The following is a 15051-nucleotide window of genomic DNA, read 5'->3' as shown; positions in this document are numbered from 1 at the left end:
CGATCGGGACGGTGCTCGCACAGCCAGGCGCGGACGCCGAGCGGGGCGCGGCTGAGCAATGCCTCCGGCCCGAGCAGCGCGACATTGATGCCTGATCCGGGTCGCGGGCGGAGACGAACTCAAAGGCACCGACACCGAGCGAGTGCACTGCAACCGCGGCGACGCTGTGCGAGAATCCCCGCCTTGTCGTCGTCGCGAGGTAATGCCGTCCATGCACCCGGTGGCCCTGAAGAAGATGCCGTCTCCGCTCGGTCCGCCGCTGCCCGGTCGACCCGGCGAACGCCTGCTGTGGGGGCGACTGCACGGCGCAAGCGTCGCGCTCGCGATCGCGGAGGCCGCCCGCGCGCATGAGGGACTCATCCTGGCTGTCGTGCCGGATGTCCAAGCCGCTGCCCATCTTCGCGCCGAGCTCGGATTCTTTCTGGCAGGGAGCGGGCTTGCGCTGCTGGGCTTTCCGGACTGGGAGACTCTGCCCTACGACGTCTTCTCCCCGCTTCCGGAGCTGGTCTCTGAACGCCTGTTGACGCTGCACAGCTTGCCGGGGCTCGAGAAAGGTGTCTTGGTCGTCCCGGTCGGCACCCTGATGCAACGCTTGCCGCCGCGCGAGTACGTGGACGGGCAGTCCCTGGTGCTCGCGGTCGGGGATCGGCTGGACCTAGACGCGACCCGTCGCCGCCTGGAGCGTGCCGGCTACTCCTGTGTCTCCCAGGTCATCGGTCACGGCGAGTATGCGGTGCGCGGATCGCTGCTCGACGTCTTCCCGATGGGCAGCGAGGTCCCGCTGCGTATCGATCTCTTCGATCAGGAGATCGAGACCATCCGCACCTTCGACCCGGAGACGCAGCGCTCTCAGGAGAAGCTCGAGCAGGTTCGGATGCTCCCGGCGCGCGAGTTCCCGCTGACCGAGGAGGCGATCTCGGGGTTTCGCCAGCGCTATCGGGCGAGCTTCGAGGGCGACCCGCAAGCCAGCCTGATCTATCGCGAGGTGTCGGAGGGGCGCACGCCGGGCGGGTTGGAATACTATCTGCCGCTCTTTTTCGAGACGACCGCGACCCTCTTCGACTATCTGCCCGCAGGCGTCCTGGCCCTGGAGTCCGATGCCTGTCGCGAGACTGCGACGACCTTCATCGCAGGCGTCGCTCAGCGCTACGAGCAGCGTCGTTACGACATCGAACGTCCCCTCCTGCCGCCGGCCAAGCTCTATCTGCATCCCGACGAGATGACCGGGGCGCTCAACCGGCTCTCGGGCGTCCTCTATCAGTCACCCGAGGTGGCGGATCGGCGCAAGGGGTATGCGGCGTTCCACAACTTCGCGACCACCACCCTGCCCCCGCTCGCCATCCAGGCGCGCGCGACGCATCCTGCGCAAGCCTTGCAGGACTTTCTGAGCGCGCCCGAGCGTCGGGTCCTGTTCGTCGCCGAGAGTACGGGGCGACGCGAGATGCTCGCCGAGCACTTGGCCGGGTTCAACATCCGCGCCCGTCAGGTCGATGGCTGGCAAGCCTTCATCGACGGCGATCTCGACCTGGCGTTGACCGTCGCCCCGCTGGAGCGCGGACTGCTGCTGGAAGACCGCGGCATCGCCCTGGTGACCGAAACTCAGCTCTACGGCGAGCGGGTGCGCCAGGAACGGCGGCGCCGAGCGCGCGAGCGCGACAGCGACGCCATCGTGCGCAACCTCACCGAGCTGACCGAAGGTGCGCCGGTCGTCCACGAAGAGCACGGCGTCGGGCGTTATCTGGGGCTACAGACCCTGCAGGTCGGCGGCATGACCACCGAGTTCCTCGCGCTCGAATATGCCAACGGCGACAAGCTCTATGTCCCGGTCAGCTCGCTGCATCTGATCTCGCGCTACACGGGCGCGTCGCCCGAGAACGCGCCCCTGCACCGACTCGGCGGCGAGCAGTGGGACCGGATCAAACGCAAGGCCGCGCAGAAGGCGCACGACGTGGCCGCCGAGTTGCTCGATATCTACGCTCGGCGTGCCGCCCGCGAGGGCGTGGCCTGCCCGGCGCCGGGCGACGACTATGCCGCCTTCGCCGCGGCCTTCCCCTTCGAGGAGACGCCGGATCAGCTGCGCGCCATCGAGGGCGTGATCGCCGACATGGAAGACCCCAAGCCGATGGATCGGGTGGTCTGCGGCGATGTCGGCTTCGGCAAGACCGAGGTCGCCATGCGGGCGGCCTTCATGGCCGTGCAGGGCGGACGGCAGGTCGCGGTACTGGTGCCGACCACCCTGCTCGCCCAACAGCATTTCGAGAACTTCTCCGACCGCTTCGCCGACTGGCCGATCAAGATCGAGAGCCTGTCGCGGTTCCGCACGGCCAAGGAGCAAAAGAAGGTGATGGAGGGACTCGCCGACGGGACGGTCGACATCCTGGTCGGGACCCACAAGCTGCTGCAACCCAACCTGAAGTTCAAGAATCTGGGACTGGCGATCATCGACGAGGAGCACCGTTTCGGGGTGCGCCACAAGGAGCAGCTCAAAAACCTGCGCAGCGAGGTCGATGTCCTTACGCTCACGGCCACGCCGATTCCGCGCACGCTCAACATGGCCATGTCCGGCCTGCGGGATCTGTCCATCATCGCCACGCCGCCTGTGGAGCGTCATCCGATCAAGACCTTCGTCAGCCCCTGGAACGACGGGCTGATTCAGGAGGCGGTGCTGCGCGAGCTCAAGCGCGGCGGTCAGGTCTATTTCCTGCACAACGAGGTGGAGACGATCGAGAACCAGGCGCAGAAGCTCGAGGCCCTGATTCCGGAGGCGCGCGTACAGGTCGCGCATGGACAGATGCGCGAGCGCGACCTCGAGCGGGTGATGCGTGATTTCTATCACCAGCGCTTCAACCTGCTGGTCTGCACCACCATCATCGAGAGCGGCATCGACGTTCCGAGCGCCAACACCATCCTCATCAATCGGGCGGACAAGCTCGGTCTGGCGCAGCTGCACCAGCTGCGCGGACGGGTCGGACGCTCGCACCATCGCGCCTATGCCTATCTGATCACGCCGCCGACCAAGGCCATGACGGCGGATGCGAAGAAGCGCTTGGAGGCGATCGAGTCCATGGAGGATCTGGGCGCCGGCTTCACGCTCGCGACCCATGATCTCGAGATCCGCGGCGCGGGCGAGCTGCTCGGCGACGAGCAATCCGGTCAGATCCACGAGGTCGGATTCTCGCTGTACATGGATCTTTTAGAGCGTGCGGTGCAAGCGCTCAAGGCCGGTCGCACGCCCGAGCTCGACCGGCCGCTCAGCCACGGCGCCGAGATCGACCTCGGCGTACCGGCATTGCTGCCGAGCGACTATCTGCCCGACGTGCACGCGCGGCTCGTGATGTACAAGCGGATTGCGAGTGCCGCCACGGCCGGCGATCTGCGGGAGCTGCAGGTGGAGATGATCGATCGCTTCGGCCTCTTGCCCGAGCCGGCCAAGAACCTGCTCGAGATCACCGAGCTGAAGCTGAAGGTCCAGCCGTACGGCATCCGCAAGATCGAAGCGGGGCCGGCGAGCGGGCGAATCCTCTTCGACGAGACACCCAGCATCGACCCCGGAAATCTGATCCGCCTGATTCAGCAAAAACCAAAGGAATTCAAGCTCGACGGCAGCGACAAGCTGCGATTCTACCGGGACATGGCCGAGCCGCAGCGCCGGCTAAAGGAGATCAACGCGGTGGTTGCGCAATTGATCGCATGAGAACCGCAAGGGATCCTCGCCTCGACAAGAACGCCGATGAAACCCGCACGGCGGGCGCGACAGCCCGTTGAGCTCGGCGCCGCTCGAGGCTGAAGGCAGGAGGCACGAATACCTCCGCCTCACCGCTTCTTCGTCTTCTCGCACTCCGCGCAGATCCCGTAGATCACGAGCGAGTGATCTTCGATCCGGAAGTTGCGCTCCTCGGCGATCTTGGATTGGCGCTCCTCGATGATCGGGTCGCAAAACTCCACGACCTTGCCGCACTTGATGCACACCAGATGGTCGTGGTGGTCGCCGCTGTTGAGCTCGAAGACCGACTGCCCGGTCTCGAAGTGGCGCCGGCACACGAGGCCAGCCCCTTCGAACTGTGTCAAGACGCGGTAGACGGTCGCTAGCCCGATCTCCTCGCCGTTGTTGAGGAGCTCCTTGTAGACATCCTCGGCACTCAGGTGGCGCTTGCCGCAGTTCTCGAGAATGGCAAGGATTGCAACCCGCGGTGCGGTGACCTTGAGACCTGCCTGTTTGATCTGCTCGATTTCCAAATCCCATCTCCCCGTCTAAGGCCGGTCCCGCGCCGTGCGCGGGCCTGCCCGATTCGTCTTCTGATTCATCGTCCCGATGATCGGATCGGGACGCTGCTGTATCATGCCTGGGTTCAATGCAAACGCGCTGTTTTCTAGACATGCGAAAGTTGGTTTATATCTCGATTCTCGGCTGCCTGGTCGCGCTCGCAACGGCCGGCTGCTCCCGTGACAAAAAGCCCGAGGAGTACCGGGGCTCTGTCCTGGAAGAGCTCCCGTTTGTCTACAAGATGACGGTGCAACAAGGCAATATCATCACCGAAGAGATGGTCGATCGCCTGGAGCTCGGGATGAACAAGCGCCAGGTCCAGTTCCTGCTCGGGACACCCTTGCTCACGGACTTCTTCCAGACCGATCGCTGGGACTACACCTATACCATCCAGCGTGGGCACGATCCCATGGAGATCCGCTATCTCACTCTGTATTTTCAGGAAGATGATAGCCTTGCGCGTATCGAGGGGGACATTCGCCCGAATCCCGCGCGCGCGCAGGCAAGGGAGCCGCAGGAAATGGTCGTCTCCGTCCCCGATTATCGGGAACGCAAAGGGCTGCTCAAACGCGGCTTGGAAACGATCGGCCTAGAGCCGAAGGACTAGAGGCCCCGGGCGAGGCGCCCGGTACAATCGGGATGTACTCTACGGATGCTTGGCGTGACCCAATACGCCGACTCAGGTCCCGGCGCTCTGATCGGCATCCGCGCCGCCCTTGCGCATGACCTTCCCCTCCGCTGCACGTCGTTTCCGCGCTTCCTTTGGATCGGCAATCAAGGGGCGATAGATCTCGACGCGATCACCGTCCTCTAAGATCTGATCCAGTTTCGCCGACTTTCCGAAAATTCCGACTTGGTTGACCGCCAGATCGATTTCCGGGCACCTCGAGAGGACGGCGGATTGCTCGATCGCCTGGCGCACCGTTGTCCCGATACGCACCTCGAGCGGACGGAGCACTTGGTCGTCGGCACCCACATAGGCCACGGAAACCTTCAGATAATCAGTCACCGTAGACCTCTTCGGCACGCCGACAAAAGGCGTCTACCAGTGTATTGGCGATTTGGTGGAAAACGGCTCCGAAGGCCTTGTCGATCAGATGTCCCGAGAACTCGAATTCCAGCTCCAGCTCGACCTTGGAGGCATCCTCGCGCAACGGGACGAAACGCCAACCACCGACGAGTTTTCGGAAGGGCCCGTCGAGCAGATCGATGTCCATACGCCGGTCGCGCTCGAACCGATTGCAGGTGCTGAAGGTCTGGCGAATCCCCATCCGGGCGACCTCGATTTGACCGCAGATCTTCTCGTCGGTCTCGGAAATGACGCGCGTCTTGTCGCACCAAGGCAGAAATTTCGGGTACGAGCCGACGTCGTAGACGAGGTCGAACATCTGCGATGCCGAGTACGGCACCAAGGCACTTTTTCTGACGATAGCCACAGCTAAACCGCGTCCCGAGTGAAAAACCGACGTTTCTACAGAGCCTGCCCCTCGAGGGCATCCAAAGCCGTGTGCATGACGCGGTTTAGAAAATAAAAAGATCTCGATTCAATCGCTCGACAGTCGTCGACCCACGCACTTGGAGGCGAACGTCGATCCACCCCCGGCCGAGCCGGCCGACGTCTATGCGGGCACTTTACCCGAGTCCGATCCACCCGAGCACGCCGACGGCATTCAATAGAACGATGCCGACGGCAATGGGGGCAACATACCGGATCAGCAACCGCCAGAGCCGGTAGGCCGGGCCATCGTCCATCTGAAGCTCGTCCGAGGAGGAGGCCCGCGACAGCATCCAGCCTGCAAAGATCGCAATCAGGACACCGCCTAGGGGCAGCAGGATGTTCGCGGTCAGGAAGTCGAAGAGATCAAGGAAACCCTTGCCGAAGATCTTGACCTCCGACCAGGCGTTCAACGAGAGCAGACAGGCGATGCCCAGCAGCCAGACGGTAAGCCCGCCCAACACGGATGCGCGCACGCGGCTGAAGCTCAGATTCTCGACCAGCCAGGCCACCAGCGGTTCCAGCAATGAAATGGCCGACGTCCAAGCCGCGAACAGGAGCAGCACGAAGAACAAGGCCCCGAAGAAAGACCCGCCCGGCATGTCCCCGAAGGCGATCGGCAAGGTCTGAAAGATCAGCCCGGGGCCGCTGTCCGGGGCGAGTCCGTGGGCGAAGACGATGGGGAAGATCGCGAGCCCGGCCAGCAACGCCACCAGGGTGTCCAGCCCGGCGATGATCATGGTGTTTTGTGCGATCGATGAGTCCCGTTTCAAATAAGACCCGTAGATCATGATGGCGCCCATCCCGAGGCTGAGGCTGAAGAATGCCTGGCCCATGGCGCTGAGGATCGCCTCGCCCGCCTTGCCCTGAAACTCGGCGAAATCGGGCTCGAAGAGATAGGCAACTGCCGTGTCGAAATCGCCGGCCTGCATGCCGTATCCGACCATCACCACGAGGAGTACGAAGAGCGCCGGCATCAGGATGCGCACCGCCTTTTCGAGACCACCCGCCACACCGCGCGCGACGACCAGCACCACCATCACCATGAAGATGGTGTGCCAAGCGAGCAGCCGCTCGGCGTCGCCGATCAGGCCGGAGAACATCTCGCCCGCACCCGTCGCGTCGATCTCGGTAAAGAGTCCGCTCGCGGCGCGGAAGATGTAACCCATCGTCCAGCCTGCAATCACGCTGTAGAAGGAGAGGATCAGGAAGCCTGCGACGATTCCCATCCAACCCAATAATTGCCACGCGGGCGCTCGGCCCTCAGCGCTGGCGAGGGCGCGCATGGTGTTGATGGGACTGCGCCGACCGCGCCGCCCGAGCATGATCTCCGCCATCATGATCGGGACGCCGATCAGGACGACACAGAGGATGTAGACCAGGACGAACGCGCCACCGCCGTACTCGCCGGCGGTATAGGGAAAGCGCCAGATGTTGCCGAGACCCACGGCCGATCCGCTCGCGGCCAGGATAAAGGCCAGACGCGTCGACCACATGCCATGGATCGAGCTGGTCGCGGTCAAGACGGCAGCCCGGCCGAGGACGGCGCGATCTGGGCGCGGACGACATCCGCCAGCCACTCGGCAAGACGTCGGACCTCGCTTGCGTCGACGCCCTCGACCATGACGCGAACCAGCGGCTCCGTCCCGGAGGGACGCAGCAGAACACGCCCGCGGCCCGCGAGCGTCTGCTCCGCGGTCTGCACTGCATCCCGCACGGCGGGCAGCCCGACGATATCGCGCTGGGCGTCCAGCCGGACGTTGATCAGGATCTGAGGATAAGGCTCGACCTCGGCACAGATCTCGTGCAAACCCGTGTCGAGATATTTCAAGCCGGCCAGGACCTGCAGAGCAGCCACGATCCCGTCTCCCGTGCTGGTACGGTCGCGGCAGATGATGTGTCCGGAAGGCTCGCCGCCGAGGATACCGTCCGCGCGCTTGAGATGCTCCATGATATAGCGGTCGCCGACCTTCGCGCGCACAAATCCGACACCGAGGCGCCGCAGCGCATGCTCGAAGCCCAGGTTGCTCATCAGGGTGCCGACGACATCGCCGCGCATCCCCCCGTCGGCAAGACGGGCCTTGGTAATGACATACAACAGCCGATCGCCGTCGATCAATTGCCCCTTGCCATCGACCATCAACACGCGGTCGCCATCGCCGTCGAAGGCGATACCCAGATCGGCGCCTTCCTGCACGACCGCCCTGCATAAGGCGTCGGGATGGGTGGAGCCGACATCCCGGTTGATGTTGAAACCGTCCGGATCGGCGCCGAGGCGCACCACCTCCGCACCGAGCTCTTCGAAGACGTAGGGGGCCGTGTTGTAGGTCGCGCCGTTGGCACAGTCGACGACGACCCGCAGACCACGGAAATTCATGCTCGTCGGAACGGTGCTCTTGCAGAACTCGATATATCGGCCGTTGGCGTCGTCGATCCGCTTCACCTTGCCGAGCGCGGCCGAATCGACCGTCCGCAGGGGTCGCTCGAGCTCGGCCTCGATCGCTTCTTCGACGTCGTCCGGGAGCTTGTCGCCGTCCGCCGAGAAGAATTTGATGCCGTTGTCTTGGTAGGGATTATGAGAGGCGGTGATGACGATACCCGCCGAGGCGCGAAAGGTGCGGGTGAGATAGGCGACGCCCGGCGTGGTCATCGGCCCGAGGAGCCGGATGTTCACTCCGGCCGCGACGAGTCCCGCCTCCAAGGCGGACTCGAACATGTAGCCCGAGATCCGCGTATCCTTTCCGATCAGAACCTTGCCGCCGTTACCCTGGCCGAAGACGCGTCCTGCTGCCCAGCCGAGCTTGAGGACGAAGTCGGGTGTGATCATCCCCTCGCCCACCCGCCCACGGATTCCGTCCGTTCCGAAATAACGACGTCCCGACATATCCGCCTCCGTGTGACTAGTGCTCGCCCGCCGGTCGCCCGAGCGTTGTGTCGTCCGGGCCGGGCGTCGCGTCGGCCGGTTTCGCGCGATCGGATCGCCGCCCGGCCGGGCGGCCGCCGGTTTCTTCGTCCTCCCAGTCGCTCGGCGGACGCGGCGGGCGGCCGGACATGATGTCGTTGATCTGCTCGGCATCGATGGTCTCGTACTTCATCAATGCGGCGGACATGGCGTGCAGTTTGTCCATGTTCGCGACGAGCAGACCCCGGGCACGCTCGTAGTTGCGCTCGATGACGTTGCGGATCTCTTCGTCGATGAGATGCGTGGTCTCGTCCGAGACGCTCTTGTGCTGGGTGACCGAATGACCGAGGAAGACCTCTTGCTCCTCCTCGCTGTAGGTCAGCGGACCCAGCTTGTCGGACAGGCCCCACTTGGTGACCATGTTGCGCGCGATCTCGGTCGCACGGTGGATGTCGTTTTGCGCTCCCGTCGTCACGCTTTCCGCGCCGAAGATCAACTCCTCGGCCAGGCGTCCGCCGAAGAGGCTCGAGATGCTGCTCTCCAGGCGCTGCTTGCTGTAGCTGAAGCGGTCGTCCTCGGGCAGAAAGAGGGTCACGCCCAGCGCCCGGCCGCGCGGGATGATGCTGACCTTGTGCACGGGATCGTGGTCGGGCACCAAGCGACCGACGATGGCATGGCCGGACTCGTGATAGGCGGTCAGACGCTTTTCGTCGTCGGACATGACCATGGAGCGACGCTCCGCGCCCATCATGATCTTGTCCTTGGCCTTCTCCATGTCGTCCATGTCGACCATCTTTTTGTTCGACCGAGCGGCGAAGAGCGCGGCCTCGTTGACGAGGTTGGCGAGATCCGCGCCCGAGAACCCGGGAGTGCCCCGCGCCAGGACCGACGCCTTCACGTCCTCGGCCGCCGGGATCTTGCGCATGTGCACCTTCAGGATCTGCTCGCGACCGCGCACGTCCGGGAGCGGGACGACCACCTGGCGGTCGAATCGGCCCGGTCGCAGCAACGCCGGATCCAGCACGTCGGGGCGGTTGGTTGCCGCGATGACGATGACGCCCTCGTTGCCCTCGAAGCCGTCCATCTCGACCAGGAGCTGGTTCAGGGTCTGCTCGCGCTCGTCGTGACCACCGCCCAGACCGGCGCCGCGATGGCGGCCGACCGCATCGATCTCGTCGATGAAGATGATGCAGGGTGCGTGCTTCTTGGCCTGCTCGAACATATCGCGCACGCGCGAGGCGCCGACACCGACGAACATCTCGACGAAATCCGAGCCCGAGATGGTGAAGAAAGGCACCTTCGCCTCGCCGGCGATCGCGCGGGCGAGCAGGGTCTTGCCGGTCCCGGGCGGGCCGACCATGAGGACGCCTTTCGGGATCTTGCCGCCGAGTTTCGTGAACTTGCTCGGATCGCGGAGAAAATCGACCATCTCCGTGACCTCGTCCTTGGCCTCCTCGGCGCCCGCGACATCTTGGAAGGTCACCTTGACCTGATCCTCGGAGAGCATCCGGGCGCGGCTCTTGCCGAAGGACATGGCCCCTCGACCGCCCGCTCCGCCCTGCATTTGCCGCATGAAGAAGATCCAGATTCCGATCAGGATCAGGAGCGGGAACCAGTTGATCAGGACCTGCATCAGAACGGATTGTTTCTCCGGCGGGGCCGCCTTGATCACGACGTCGTGATTCAGCAGGTCGCCCACGAGTCCGTCGTCGCCGGGGCTGAAGGTGGTAAACCTCTGACCGGAGCCGCTGACGCCCTCGATCGTGCGACCCTGGATCGTAACCTCCTTGACCTCGCCCTGGCGCACCTGCTCGATGAAGTCGGAATAGGTCAGGGTCCGCGGGGTCGTCGGCGCGGTCGTGAAATTGTTGAAGACGGACATCAGCACGACGGCGATGACCACCCAAAGAAGTATATTTTTCGCCATGTCATTCACGGCTGCTTGCCCCTGCTGATGGTGGACCGACGCGATGGTGTCGAGGTCGAACGATCGAAATTAGCACCGACGCCTCAACGATGAAAGCCTTTGGCGACCAAGTAAAGCTCACGGCTCTGAGATCGCGATGATTTGGGCTTACGACTGACCACCTTGGCGAAGCTCCGCCTCAGCTCGGTCAAAATGTCGTCGAAGCCGGTTCCTTGGAAGACTTTGACGACCAGAGCCCCGCCGGGTTGCAGCCGAGACCGCGCAAGATCCAAGGCCAATTCCACGAGATACATCGAGCGCGGCTGATCCACGACCGTCATACCGGTAATATTGGGGGCCATATCCGAGAGCACCAGATCGAGCGACTCACCGCCCAAGGTGGCGCAGAGTCGGTCCAGGATCTCGGGCTCGCGAAAATCACCCTGCATGACGACGACGCCGGCCAGCGGATCCATCGGCAACAGATCGAGGGCAACGACACTGCCGCGCGCGCCGACGAGGCGCGCGGCGATCTGGGACCAACTGCCCGGTGCGGCACCCAGATCCAACACCCGCATCCCCGGGCGAAAGATCCGATCCTTCTCCTGGATCTCGAGCAGCTTGTAGGCGGCGCGCGAACGATACCCCTCGCGCTGCGCGCGCTTGACGTAGGGATCGCTGTGCTGCCGATCCAGCCATTTCCGACTCGAGGCTGTTTTCGCCATAGCGTTAGAGATCGTGCACCCAAGAAAATCGGAAAAACTCAAGCAGCATTCCGGCGAGCGCACCGCCGAACAGCCCCCCGAGGATCGCCATCGGTATACGTTCGTGCATCGACGCGCTCGCGGATTGCCACAACCCTACCTCGAAGTCGATGAGAGGGCCGATCATCATCCAAACGCTGCCGGCGGCCACGCCTGCCAGCGTCGCCATGACCAGGGACTCGATGATATAGCAGGGCCGCGACTCGCAATGCAGCCGACGCGATAGCGACAGCCACCAGCGCACGGTCGATACATAGAGCACCCCGTTGACGCTGACCAGAAAGGCCAGGACCGCGAACGAGGGGAAAGGATTCGGATGGAAGGGTTCGACCAATGCCAAAAAGCCGCCGCAGAGTGCACCGGTCGCCAAGCCGGCCATGGTTTTTCCGGGCACATGTCTCGAACAACGCGCCGGGAAGCTGACGGTCAGACCGACCAGACCCGCAACGGCGGAGGCGACCAAAACGACATGAAAGACGGCGATATGCTCGGCGAAGAGCATCAGCACGAGAACGCCGACCAGAACCCCGATGCCTGTTGCGATCAAGGCCACCTCCCGCGCACCGTAGAGCGCGGCACCGACCCCGCCCGCCAGTGCGGCAGCGGCGATGTAGGTGCCGTGGCCGAAGCCGAGGCCCTCGAACAGTTCGGCGAAACCCGTGAACAAAGGCGCATAGAGCATCCCGATCAGGCCCCAGACGATGCCGCGAAGCAGGGCCATGCGCCAGCTCGGAGCCGCGGTATCGCGTGAAAGGATCGAGGCGCCGAAGGTTTGGGCAATCTCGGAGCTCGAGGAGGAAGGGTGTTGCGAGAAGGTCATGAGGGTCACCGGAGAACGTCTTGGAAGGATTGCGTTCTCGAACTCAAAGCAAAAACCGGACCTGCAATGAGATAGTTCGGACGATCAAGGGGCAGCACGGGTGCCGCGGCGGGCGTGGTTCCCGGCGCTTCGGGCATCCCCAAGGTGCATCGATGCAAACGAGAAACGGGGCCAAGCGGCCCCGTTTCGGACGATCCGAGGCAGGTGATCGACGCGATCAACCGGCCTTCAGGGTCCAGGATGCGCACCAGCCGTTGACATTGATCAACTTGCCGGGGAACAGGCTGCAGCCGTGCCACTCTTCGGTCGCACCGGCGACATCGGGGAGGTGGAACTGACAGTTTGCGCAGTGCTGCTCTTCGGGCGGCAGACCGGGACGGGCTGCGGCGGCGCGGTCGGACTGGGTCGCATCGGCGTTGTACTTGAGCGCGATCGCGGTGGGATCGTTCGCAGCGACTGCATTCGCAGGCACTTCGGCGCGCGCGGTGCCGAAGCCGACCAGATTGATGACCGGGATCGCGGCAGCGGTACCCAGCATCACCTTGACAGCGTCGCGACGGCTCGTGCTCATTGGCTTATCGGACATGTTTGTCAACTCCTTCGAGTAATTCATTGTGGTGACATCGACACCCCCGGCTCGACCGGAAGCTGTCGCGCATTGTGCTACATTGGTCCGAAAAACGCGAGCGGAAGGCCACGCTCGATCGGGCGAATCAGTCGAGATAGGTTCCCGCCCCCACGTACCGTGCCTGCCAGTAAGGCGTGGCGAGCCGATCGAGCCGGACCTCTCGACGGGAGGTCGATGCATGCACGAAACGCTCGTCGTCCACCATGAGCCCGACATGATGCTGCCCCGGTCCGGTGCGGAAGAAGACCATGTCGCCGGCCCGCGGCCGACGACCCGGAACGGGCGTGGCCGCGCGTAGCTGATCGGTCGAGACACGCGGGATCCTCACCCCGGCGACATGGTGCGCATAGTAGGTGAGCCCGGAGCAATCGAGACCCTCGCCGGGGGAGCTCCCTCCGTAGACATACGGCGTTCCGACCTGAGACAGGCCGGCCAGCACGACATCCGCGCGCGGGCCGGCGAGATCGTTGCGCGGCGTGGCGCAGCCGGACAGTACCCCGGACATCAAAAGGGCGCAAAGAACGCAGCCGCCGCCGTGTAGACGCATCACAAATTACACCCGATACATTTCGCAATGACCTGTAAACGCAACTTTTAGACCGTCGATTGTAAGGTGTCAAGCGAGCATCGACGCCCATCGCGACGCTGCCGAGGAACAGGCAGGGCGCCGCATCCGGGGAAGGTGCTCGACGACCGACGCGTAACCGCGCGCCGAACCGACGAAGACGCGGCATAATCGCACTGCGGCTGCGCACCGAAGGCCATCGATCGGAGCGAACACGAAGCCGGTCTCGCCGTCCCTTGCGGTCGATGCACGGGCGATCGCTCCGTGAGGTACGGCGGGAACAACCATCGAACCGCGTCAGGCTCGCGGATTCGAAAACGCCTCGGCACAGCGAACAAGGAATCGAAAACAATGCGACTCTTCGATGTTCTCGCCGTCCTGATCGGATTTTCGGCGCTCTTCAGTTGGCTGAACGATCGGTATCTCAGGCTCCCGAACGCCATCGGCCTGATGCTGATCGCACTGGTATTTTCACTCATGCTCTTGCTGCCGTTCCCGTTCGCCAGCGAGTTGGAGCAAGCGGTTCAACGCATGCTCGCCAGCATCGACTTCAGCGAAGCCCTGCTGCAGGGGATGTTGGGCTTCTTGCTCTTCGCCGGTGCGCTCCACGTCGATCTGCGCGAGCTCGCCAGGCACAAGTGGGCGATCGCGATCCTCGCCTCGGCGAGCGTCGTCGGCGCGACCATCCTCATCGGCTGCGGAAGCTGGCTATTGTTCTTCGCGCTCGGCTTCGAGATCCCGCTCATCTACTGCATGCTCCTCGGCGCGCTCATCTCGCCCACCGATCCGGTCGCGGTCCTCGGTATCCTGAAGAACGCGAACGCCCCGAAATCCCTGGAGATGAAGATCACCGGAGAGTCGCTTTTCAACGACGGCGTGGCGGTTGTTGTCTTCATGCTGCTTGCGGGCCTCGCTGCCGGCGAGACGCCCCCTGCACCCGGCGACGCGCTGATGCTGTTCGCCACCGAGATCGTCGGAGGGCTGGCGTTCGGCTTCGCCATCGGCTGGATCGCGCTCTTTATGATCAGCAGGACGGGCAACTATCAGGTCGAGATCATGGTGACTCTGGCGCTGGCCATGAGCGGCTATGCCATCGCCGAGCATGCAAACGTCTCGGCGCCGATCGCCATCGTGGTCGCCGGTCTCATCATCGGCAGCCGGGGCCGCGCCGTCGCCGTGACCGAAGCCACCCGGTATCGCTTGGACGACTTTTGGGAGTTGGTCGACGAGATCCTCAACGCCGTCTTGTTCGTGATCATCGGTCTGGAGGTTCTGGCGATCAGCATGAGCGGGGAGTTCATCTTGGCCGGTCTCTTCGCGATCCCGTTGGTGCTCGCCGCACGCCTCGCCAGTGTCGGCCTCCCCTTTCAACTGCTGCGTCGCCATCGCAGGTTCGAGCCGGGCTTTCTCTCGATCCTGACCTGGGGCGGTCTGCGCGGCGGAATCTCGGTCGCCCTAGCCCTGTCGTTGCCGGATGGCGAGGCCCGCGATCTGATCCTCACCGTGACCTACATCGTCGTGGTCTTCTCCGTACTGGTGCAGGGCCTGACACTGGGACCTTTGGTGCGCCGCGTGGCGGCAAGCGCCGAGGGGACGCGAAACCCGTGAACGCCGCGCCGGCTCCGACAGTCATCGGAGCCGGCGCGGCCCAGCGACTCCGACACATGACCCATACCGCACCGGGCGCGGTTTAACTGGAGAATCGAG

Annotated in this window: 13 protein-coding genes; 3 read left to right on the top strand and 10 right to left on the bottom strand. The window is 63.9% G+C overall.

Annotation, left to right across the window (positions count from 1 at the left end):
* Nucleotides 1-211 precede the first annotated feature (211 nt).
* A complete protein-coding gene (mfd, locus tag THIMADRAFT_RS12060) occupies nucleotides 212-3694 on the top strand; it encodes a transcription-repair coupling factor (protein ID WP_007193320.1) in 3483 nt (1160 codons plus the stop codon).
* A 119-nt stretch (nucleotides 3695-3813) separates the two neighbouring features.
* Here the strand turns inward: mfd and fur are convergent, their stop codons facing one another.
* Nucleotides 3814-4236 carry a ferric iron uptake transcriptional regulator gene (gene fur, locus THIMADRAFT_RS12055; protein WP_007193319.1) on the bottom strand — a complete coding sequence of 141 codons (423 nt, stop codon included), beginning with the start codon at nucleotides 4234-4236 and terminating at the stop codon, nucleotides 3814-3816.
* Between the two features lie 140 nt (nucleotides 4237-4376).
* Here fur and THIMADRAFT_RS12050 point away from each other — a divergent pair, with 140 nt between their 5' ends.
* Nucleotides 4377-4871: an outer membrane protein assembly factor BamE gene (locus tag THIMADRAFT_RS12050; RefSeq protein WP_040731124.1), complete on the top strand. Its 495-nt coding sequence runs from the start codon at nucleotides 4377-4379 to the stop codon at nucleotides 4869-4871.
* Between the two features lie 72 nt (nucleotides 4872-4943).
* On the opposite strand, the gene THIMADRAFT_RS12045 is transcribed toward THIMADRAFT_RS12050, so the two are convergent.
* The 9 genes from THIMADRAFT_RS12045 to THIMADRAFT_RS12000 all read right to left on the bottom strand — a co-directional run bounded on the left by THIMADRAFT_RS12045 (nucleotide 4944) and on the right by THIMADRAFT_RS12000 (nucleotide 13326).
* On the bottom strand, nucleotides 4944-5273 hold the full coding sequence (locus tag THIMADRAFT_RS12045; protein WP_007193317.1) for an RnfH family protein: 330 nt from the start codon (nucleotides 5271-5273) through the stop codon (nucleotides 4944-4946).
* Nucleotides 5266-5700, bottom strand: coding sequence for a type II toxin-antitoxin system RatA family toxin (locus THIMADRAFT_RS12040; protein ID WP_007193316.1), 435 nt, complete (start codon nucleotides 5698-5700; stop codon nucleotides 5266-5268). The genes THIMADRAFT_RS12045 and THIMADRAFT_RS12040 overlap by 8 nt, the downstream gene beginning before the upstream one ends.
* Nucleotides 5701-5896: 196 nt before the next feature.
* Nucleotides 5897-7282 (bottom strand): sodium-dependent transporter, encoded by a 1386-nt coding sequence (locus THIMADRAFT_RS12030; protein WP_040731120.1) that lies wholly within the window; start codon nucleotides 7280-7282, stop codon nucleotides 5897-5899.
* On the bottom strand, nucleotides 7279-8643 hold the full coding sequence (gene glmM / locus THIMADRAFT_RS12025) for a phosphoglucosamine mutase (protein WP_007193314.1): 1365 nt from the start codon (nucleotides 8641-8643) through the stop codon (nucleotides 7279-7281). The genes THIMADRAFT_RS12030 and glmM overlap by 4 nt, the downstream gene beginning before the upstream one ends.
* A 16-nt stretch (nucleotides 8644-8659) precedes the next feature.
* Entirely contained in the window at nucleotides 8660-10588 is a 1929-nt protein-coding gene (ftsH, locus tag THIMADRAFT_RS12020) for an ATP-dependent zinc metalloprotease FtsH (RefSeq protein ID WP_007193313.1), read from the bottom strand.
* A gap of 83 nt (nucleotides 10589-10671) precedes the next feature.
* A complete protein-coding gene (gene rlmE, locus THIMADRAFT_RS12015; RefSeq protein WP_007193312.1) occupies nucleotides 10672-11292 on the bottom strand; it encodes a 23S rRNA (uridine(2552)-2'-O)-methyltransferase RlmE in 621 nt (206 codons plus the stop codon).
* A gap of 4 nt (nucleotides 11293-11296) precedes the next feature.
* On the bottom strand, nucleotides 11297-12151 hold the full coding sequence (locus THIMADRAFT_RS12010; RefSeq protein WP_233490242.1) for a hypothetical protein: 855 nt from the start codon (nucleotides 12149-12151) through the stop codon (nucleotides 11297-11299).
* Nucleotides 12152-12368: 217 nt separating this feature from the next.
* Entirely contained in the window at nucleotides 12369-12737 is a 369-nt protein-coding gene (locus THIMADRAFT_RS12005; protein ID WP_007193310.1) for a high-potential iron-sulfur protein, read from the bottom strand.
* Nucleotides 12738-12864: 127 nt separating this feature from the next.
* On the bottom strand, nucleotides 12865-13326 hold the full coding sequence (locus tag THIMADRAFT_RS12000) for a C40 family peptidase (protein WP_040731115.1): 462 nt from the start codon (nucleotides 13324-13326) through the stop codon (nucleotides 12865-12867).
* 369 nt (nucleotides 13327-13695) lie between these two features.
* On the opposite strand from THIMADRAFT_RS12000, the gene THIMADRAFT_RS11995 reads away from it, so the two are divergent.
* The gene (locus THIMADRAFT_RS11995) at nucleotides 13696-14952 is read left to right on the top strand and encodes a cation:proton antiporter (RefSeq protein WP_007193308.1); all 1257 of its coding nucleotides are present in this window, start codon (nucleotides 13696-13698) and stop codon (nucleotides 14950-14952) included.
* Nucleotides 14953-15051: the final 99 nt, after the last annotated feature.

The sequence above is a fragment of the Thiocapsa marina 5811 genome, assembly GCF_000223985.1.
GTDB classification, from domain to species: Bacteria; Pseudomonadota; Gammaproteobacteria; order Chromatiales; family Chromatiaceae; genus Thiocapsa; species Thiocapsa marina.
The sequence above is the reverse complement of the archived record's forward strand: the minus strand, read 5'-3'. Positions and strand labels throughout refer to the sequence as shown.

Coding starts and splice junctions, on each gene's coding strand:
- mfd (WP_007193320.1), top strand. CDS start 212: ATGCACCCGGTGGCCCTGAAGAAGATGCCGTCTCCGCTCGGTCCGCCG.
- THIMADRAFT_RS12050 (WP_040731124.1), top strand. CDS start 4,377: ATGCGAAAGTTGGTTTATATCTCGATTCTCGGCTGCCTGGTCGCGCTC.
- glmM (WP_007193314.1), bottom strand. CDS start 8,643: ATGTCGGGACGTCGTTATTTCGGAACGGACGGAATCCGTGGGCGGGTG.
- ftsH (WP_007193313.1), bottom strand. CDS start 10,588: ATGGCGAAAAATATACTTCTTTGGGTGGTCATCGCCGTCGTGCTGATG.
- rlmE (WP_007193312.1), bottom strand. CDS start 11,292: ATGGCGAAAACAGCCTCGAGTCGGAAATGGCTGGATCGGCAGCACAGC.
- THIMADRAFT_RS12010 (WP_233490242.1), bottom strand. CDS start 12,151: ATGACCTTCTCGCAACACCCTTCCTCCTCGAGCTCCGAGATTGCCCAA.
- THIMADRAFT_RS12005 (WP_007193310.1), bottom strand. CDS start 12,737: ATGTCCGATAAGCCAATGAGCACGAGCCGTCGCGACGCTGTCAAGGTG.
- THIMADRAFT_RS12000 (WP_040731115.1), bottom strand. CDS start 13,326: ATGCGTCTACACGGCGGCGGCTGCGTTCTTTGCGCCCTTTTGATGTCC.
- THIMADRAFT_RS11995 (WP_007193308.1), top strand. CDS start 13,696: ATGCGACTCTTCGATGTTCTCGCCGTCCTGATCGGATTTTCGGCGCTC.